The sequence below is a fragment of the Bacteroides sp. 224 genome, assembly GCF_010500995.1.
In the GTDB taxonomy this organism is placed as follows: Bacteria; Bacteroidota; Bacteroidia; order Bacteroidales; family Bacteroidaceae; genus Bacteroides.
This window is the reverse complement of record NZ_QVMK01000027.1, coordinates 35,438-42,000: the sequence shown is the minus strand read 5'-3', so window position 1 is coordinate 42,000 and position 6,563 is coordinate 35,438. Positions and strand designations below refer to the sequence as shown.

Sequence of the window (6,563 nt, the reverse complement as noted above, 5' to 3'; positions counted from 1 at the left end):
AACATCACACATAAAGCATTTGATTTATATAATTCAAGCAACAAAAGTACAGATACTAAGAAAACAGATGGAGACGTACTACGCCGAATGGTTACGGGTGGAGAACCCTCCTCCACCCGGATGTGGAAAGATTTTTCAAACCGTTAAACATTTTACCTACCTGATTGTTATTCAAATAAAACAATATTATGAGTTTGATATTACAAATACTTATTTCGAGCGTTGCAGTATATTTCACTGCATGGTTGCTCCCGGGAATTTCTGTGAAAAGTTTTGGTTCTTCTATCATTGTGGCCATTGTATTAGGATTGCTGAATACACTCTTAAAACCAGTATTACAATTCCTTTCTTTCCCAATTACGATATTAACTTTGGGATTATTCCTCTTAGTTATCAATACTGTTATTATTCTGATTGCCAGCGCAATAATGGGTAACAGTTTCCACGTAAAAAACTTTTGGTGGGCACTCCTATTTAGTATTGTTATGAGCATTGTAGCAAGTGTTTTAGAAAGCATTCTATAAAGATACGCTCAAAAATCACACTACTAAGCCCAATTAATACACTCCCGATCAGTGTCTTTTCCTTATTTTTGCCTGTAAATTAACTTCAAATATTATAGCATGATGAGAAAACAGACATTGATCTTTGTTTTATCCCTACTTACCAGCCTTCCCATAGTGGCACAAGGCAATTATGTGTCGAAAGTATGGGTAGCCGATCAAGGTAACGGCACTTATAAAAACCCAATTCTTTATGCAGATTACTCAGATCCCGACGCTTGCCGCGTAGGAGACGATTATTATATGACATCGTCGAGTTTCGGCTGTCTGCCTGCACTACAAATTCTGCATTCCAAAGATTTAGTAAACTGGACAATTATTAGTGCGGCTGTACCTTACGCACTTCCTCCAATCGAAGCAGTTGAGCGTCCAGAGCATGGAAATCGTGTATGGGCTCCTTGCATACGTCATCATAACGGCGAATTCTATATATTCTGGGGAGATCCCGATCAAGGCGCATTTATGGTAAAAGCCAAAGACCCGAAAGGACCGTGGACTGAACCCGTGTTAGTAAAACCCGGAAAAGGAATCATCGACACCTCTCCCCTATGGGACGAAGATGGGAAAGTCTACCTCGTACACGGATATGCAGGAAGCCGTGCCGAACTGAAAAGTATTCTGGCCATCTGCGAATTAACTCCGGATGCCACCAAAGCCATTACCCAATCACGCATCATCTTCGACGGACACGATAACCACACCACCGTAGAAGGTCCCAAATTTTACAAGCGCAACGAATATTATTACATCTTCGCCCCTGCCGGAGGCGTACCTACCGGATGGCAATTAGCATTGCGTTCTAAAAATGTATACGGCCCTTACGAAGAGAAAATTGTTTTAGCGAAAGGAAACACTCCAATCAATGGTCCTCATCAAGGTGCGTGGGTTGATACTCCAACAGGCGAAGACTGGTTCTTCCACTTCCAGGATGTAGGTGCTTACGGACGCATTGTACACTTGCAGCCCATGAAATGGGTGAACGACTGGCCTGTAATGGGAGTTGATAAAGATGGCGACGGATGCGGCGAACCGGTACTTACCTATAAAAAGCCCAACGTAGGTAAAACTTACCCCATCTGTACCCCTCAGGAAAGCGATGAGTTTGATGGTTTCACCCTCTCTCCGCAATGGCAATGGCATGCCAACATCAACGAAAAATGGGCATACTTTGCCGGAGATAAAGGATTTGCACGCCTCTACTCCTACCCTGTAACAGAAAATTATAAAAGTCTGTGGGATGTAGCCAACCTAATGTTGCAAAAAACGCCTGCCGAAAACTTCACAGCCACTATGAAGTTGACTTTCAAACCCTCGGACAAATATACCGGCGAACGTACCGGATTGGTAGTCATGGGTATGGATTACGCCGGGTTAATTCTTGAGAACACAGATAAAGGCCTCGTACTCTCTCAGGTTGAATGCAAAAAAGCAGACAGAGGAGGTACAGAATCAGTAAATCAATCCATCGATTTAAAAGACGGAACAATCTATTTAAGAGTTAACTTCAAAGCAACCGGCGAAAAAATCGGTAAGAGCGAAGGCGGATATGATTTACTCGTGATGTGCACCTTTAGCTACAGCCTCGACGGAAAGAATTACAAAAAGATGGGTGCCCCATTCCAAGCCAAAGAAGGTAAATGGATTGGAGCCAAAATAGGAACTTTCTGCACCCGCCCAGCCATTAAAACCAATGATGGAGGATGGTCGGAAGTAGATTGGTTTAGGATTAGTTGAGAGTTGAGAGTTGAAAGTTGAGAGTTACCATGCGGCATCGTAACTCTCAACTCTCAACTTTCAACTCTCAACTAAATTTGTACCTTTGCAAACAAAAACTCATGAAGAAACTAATCATATTCGATCTCGACGGAACGCTCATCAATACCATAGCCGACTTGGCACAAAGCGTAAACCATGCTTTAACAATCCTGGGATTTCCAACACATCAGGAAGAAGAATATAACTTCATGGTAGGAAACGGCATTAACAAACTCTTTGAACGTGCATTGCCCGAAGGAGAAAAGACCGAAGCAAATATTCTTCGCATGCGCGAAGAGTTTCTGGCATTTTATAGCGAACATAATGCAGATAAAAGCTGTCCATATCCCGGTATTCCGGAGCTATTGCATACATTAAATGAGCAAGGCTATCTGATGGCTGTAGCTTCCAATAAATATCAGGCCGGCACAGAGAAATTAGTCAATCATTATTTCGGCAACATTCCATTTATAGCGGTTCTGGGTCAAAGAGAAGGAATAAATCCTAAGCCCGATCCAACCATTATTCATGATATCCTACAAGTAGCCCAAGTAAGTAAAGAAGAAGTTTTATACATCGGAGATTCCGGAGTAGATATGCAAACAGCCATCAATGCAGATATTACCTCTTGTGGCGTAACCTGGGGATTCAGACCGCGCACAGAGTTAGAAGGCTTCCAACCCAACTATATTATAGATAAAGCGGAAGAGGTGTTGCAGCTACTCAAATAAAAGCTGGCATAATCGTATATTCACTGAACAATTCTACCCACTTACTCATTTCCTCCTATATAGCTAACAATGTGATAGCCATATAGGAGGAAAATTTGTATTTAAAGCATTGATAAAAACAAAAAAGACCACCTAAACAACAATTTTTGCACATAATTGAGTTAACAGCCCTATATATTTGTAACGTGGTATTAACACTTAAAGAGTTTATATAGCGATAATTATCTATTTTTAAATTAACGAACATGCAAAGAATGTCTAACAAGATGAAAAACATGCGCGCTTTGTTGCTCCTTCTACTTATGGCAACATCGCTTCATGTATTTGCTCAAAATGTAACCTTAACAGGTAATGTAAAAGACAATTCAGGAGAGCCCATCATCGGAGCTTCCGTCCTGGAAAAAGGTACTTCTAATGGTACTATCACTGATATTGACGGTAAATTCAAATTATCAGTACCTTCGAGCGCCACCGTAGTGGTATCCTACATAGGTATGAAAACACAAGAAATTAGCGCCAAAGGAAAAACAACATTGAATGTAACACTACTTGACGACTCACAACTGATTGAAGAAGTAGTAGTTATTGGATATGGTACAGTAGCCAAGAAAGATTTAACTGGGTCAGTATCATCGGTAAGCGCTAAACAATTAGCTGCCATCCCGGTTTCAAGCGCAGTAGAAGCAATGACCGGAAAAATGGCCGGGGTTACTATTACCACTACCGAAGGATCTCCGGATGCTGATATGAAAATTCGTGTACGTGGAGGAGGTTCTCTTTCTCAAGATAACTCGCCTTTGTATATTGTAGACGGATTCCCGGTTTCAAGCATTAGTGATATTGCTCCTACCGAAATTCAAAGTATCGACATCTTGAAAGATGCTTCATCTACAGCTATCTATGGTGCTCGTGGTGCAAACGGGGTAGTTATCGTTACAACAAAAAGCGGAAGTGAAGGAAAAACACAAGTTAGTTTTGGAGCTTCTTATGGTATAAGAAAAGCAACTAAGCTTATAGAAACTTTAAATCCGTATGAATATGCACTATATCAATATGAATTAGGTTCTACCGATTATGGAACATATAATGACTTGGAAATTTGGAAATCGGTGCAAGGGAATGACTTTCAGGATGATATTTTCGGACGTACCGGAAATCAAATTCAATATAATGCAAGTGTCAGTGGAGGAACGAAAGAAATTAAGTACAATGTAAGCTATACTCACAATGAAGAGGAAAGTATCATGCGAGGTTCAGGCTTTAACAAAGACAATGTCAATGTCAAACTCAATACTCAGTTAAACAAATGGATGAAACTCGACTTTAATGCTCGTTTAAGTTATCAATCTGTAGAGGGATTAGGTAGTGGGGCAGATAGTAATGAATCTAACGCAGCCAATTCTATTGTAGCAAATGCCGTAAGATTCCGTCCAGTTGAAGCATTATCAAATAACGAAGATGATGAAGAAAGCAAAAAAACATACAACCCACTGGAACGACTGGATGCTACCTATAAAGAAAAACGCACATTTAACCAGAATTATAATGCTGGCTTAAACTGGACTCCATTTAAGAACATCACAGTACGTACTGAATTCGGATATGGATGGAAATTTACAGATACAGATCAAGTTTGGGAAGCCCCAGCCACTTTAAATTCGAGATTAGGAGATTCAGGACAGCCGCAGGCTTTGATAACTAAAGTTACCAATAAAAACTGGAGAAACGCAAATACCATTACATACGACTACAAAAAACTATTTAATGGTCGTGACAAGATTAACGCAATGATTGGTCATGAAGTTAGTGGTAGTCAGGATAAAAAAAGAACAAACACTTCTGTAAGATACCCTAGTAATTTTACTATTGATGATATTCTGAATAATATGGGAATAGGCGCAGGTTTGGCCAACACAAGTAAAATTGAAGCTAAAGAAAATATGCTTTCGTTTTTTGGACGTGTTAACTATACAATGATGGAAAAGTATCTGTTTACAGTTACAATGCGTGCCGATGGTTCCAGTAAATTTTCTTCTGACAATCGTTGGGGATTCTTTCCTTCTGCAGCTTTTGCATGGCGCATGTCGGACGAAGCTTTCTTAGCTCCTACAGAAGATTGGTTATCTAACTTAAAACTGCGTTTAAGTTTCGGTACTGCCGGAAACAACCGCATTAACTCCGGTCTAATAACCCCCACTTACTCTGTATCTAATACTGATGCTAAAGGGCCTTTTTTCAATGGAGTGAATAATACAATGTTAGAACTTGGAGATATACTATACAATCCTGACTTAAAATGGGAAACAACCATTACACGAAACTTAGGTATTGATTACGGCTTTTTCAATAATAGAATCTCTGGTACATTAGATTTTTATTGGAATACAACTAAAGACTTATTAATGAAAGCCAAGATACCGGCAAGTACAGGTTATCCTTATCAAATGCAAAACTTTGGTCAAACTTCCAACAAAGGAATTGAGCTTGCATCAACCATAGTGATTGTAGATAATAAAAAATTCGGTTTAGATTTCAATTTCAACATCTCATATAATAAAAATAACATCGAGAAATTAAATGTTGATAGTCCTTGGCAGAGTAGTAGTTGGGGAGGTTCAACTCTTTCTAAATACGATGATTTTAAGGTAGAAAAAGGTAGTCCTCTGGGCGAAGTATGGGGTTATAAAACCGACGGTTTCTTTACTGCATACGATGAAGTTAGTAATCCTAAAGGAGAATTGGTTTTAGAAGGTACTACTTGGAAACTTAGAGACGGAGCAGCACCCAATGACAGCAAGACCATCACTGGAGGTTCTTACTATCCGGGAGCAGTAAAACTACAATGTGATGAGAATGGTACTCCTATAAAACAAAAGTTAGGCAATACAATAGCTCCATGGAATGGTGGTTTTGGTTTCAACGGACGTTTCAAGAATTTCGATTTTGGTGCTTCGTTCAATTATTCTTTAGGCCAAGTAGTGATTAATGCTACTAAATTAGCAACAAGCTTTTATTCCGGTTCTGCCAAAAACTACAATCTGAATAATGATTTCAATAGTGGCAAACGTTATACATGGATCGACCCTGAAACTGGATTAAATTTAGGTCGTCCCAGTAATAGTACTATTGCATATTATGGCGGTGCTGATAATATGATAGAAAGATTGAATACTATTAATACAAATGCAAATATCTACAATCCTGCCTCAGCATCTTCAATGGAATTAACCGATTATGCTGTGGAAAAGGCATCATTCCTACGTGTTAATAATATTACCTTAGGGTATACATTACCTAAAGAATTAATGCGCAAAATGTTTATGCAAAATATTAGGGTTTATGTAACCGGCTACAATCTATTCTGCTTCACCAATTATTCAGGGGCTGATCCGGAAGTAGATACAAGCAGCAAGAAAAATCCAATGGCTCCAGGAGTTGATTATGCTGCTTATCCCAAAAGTCGTTCATTCGTAGGGGGAGTAAACGTTACATTCTAATTTAAAAAGAAATATTA

At 39.3% G+C, this 6,563-nt stretch carries 4 protein-coding genes; all 4 read left to right on the top strand.

Features of this window, described 5'->3' with window-relative positions:
- The first annotated feature begins 188 nt into the window (after positions 1–188).
- Positions 189–524, top strand: a complete 336-nt coding sequence (locus tag D0T60_RS12715; protein WP_163218487.1) for a phage holin family protein — start codon at positions 189–191, stop codon at positions 522–524.
- Positions 525–626: 102 nt separating this feature from the next.
- Positions 627–2,297, top strand: coding sequence for a glycoside hydrolase 43 family protein (locus D0T60_RS12710; RefSeq protein ID WP_203558337.1), 1,671 nt, complete (start codon positions 627–629; stop codon positions 2,295–2,297).
- Positions 2,298–2,398: 101 nt separating this feature from the next.
- Positions 2,399–3,049: an HAD family hydrolase gene (locus tag D0T60_RS12705; RefSeq protein ID WP_163218485.1), complete on the top strand. Its 651-nt coding sequence runs from the start codon at positions 2,399–2,401 to the stop codon at positions 3,047–3,049.
- Positions 3,050–3,294: 245 nt separating this feature from the next.
- Positions 3,295–6,546 (top strand): TonB-dependent receptor, encoded by a 3,252-nt coding sequence (locus D0T60_RS12700; RefSeq protein ID WP_163218484.1) that lies wholly within the window; start codon positions 3,295–3,297, stop codon positions 6,544–6,546.
- The last annotated feature ends 17 nt before the right edge of the window (positions 6,547–6,563 follow it).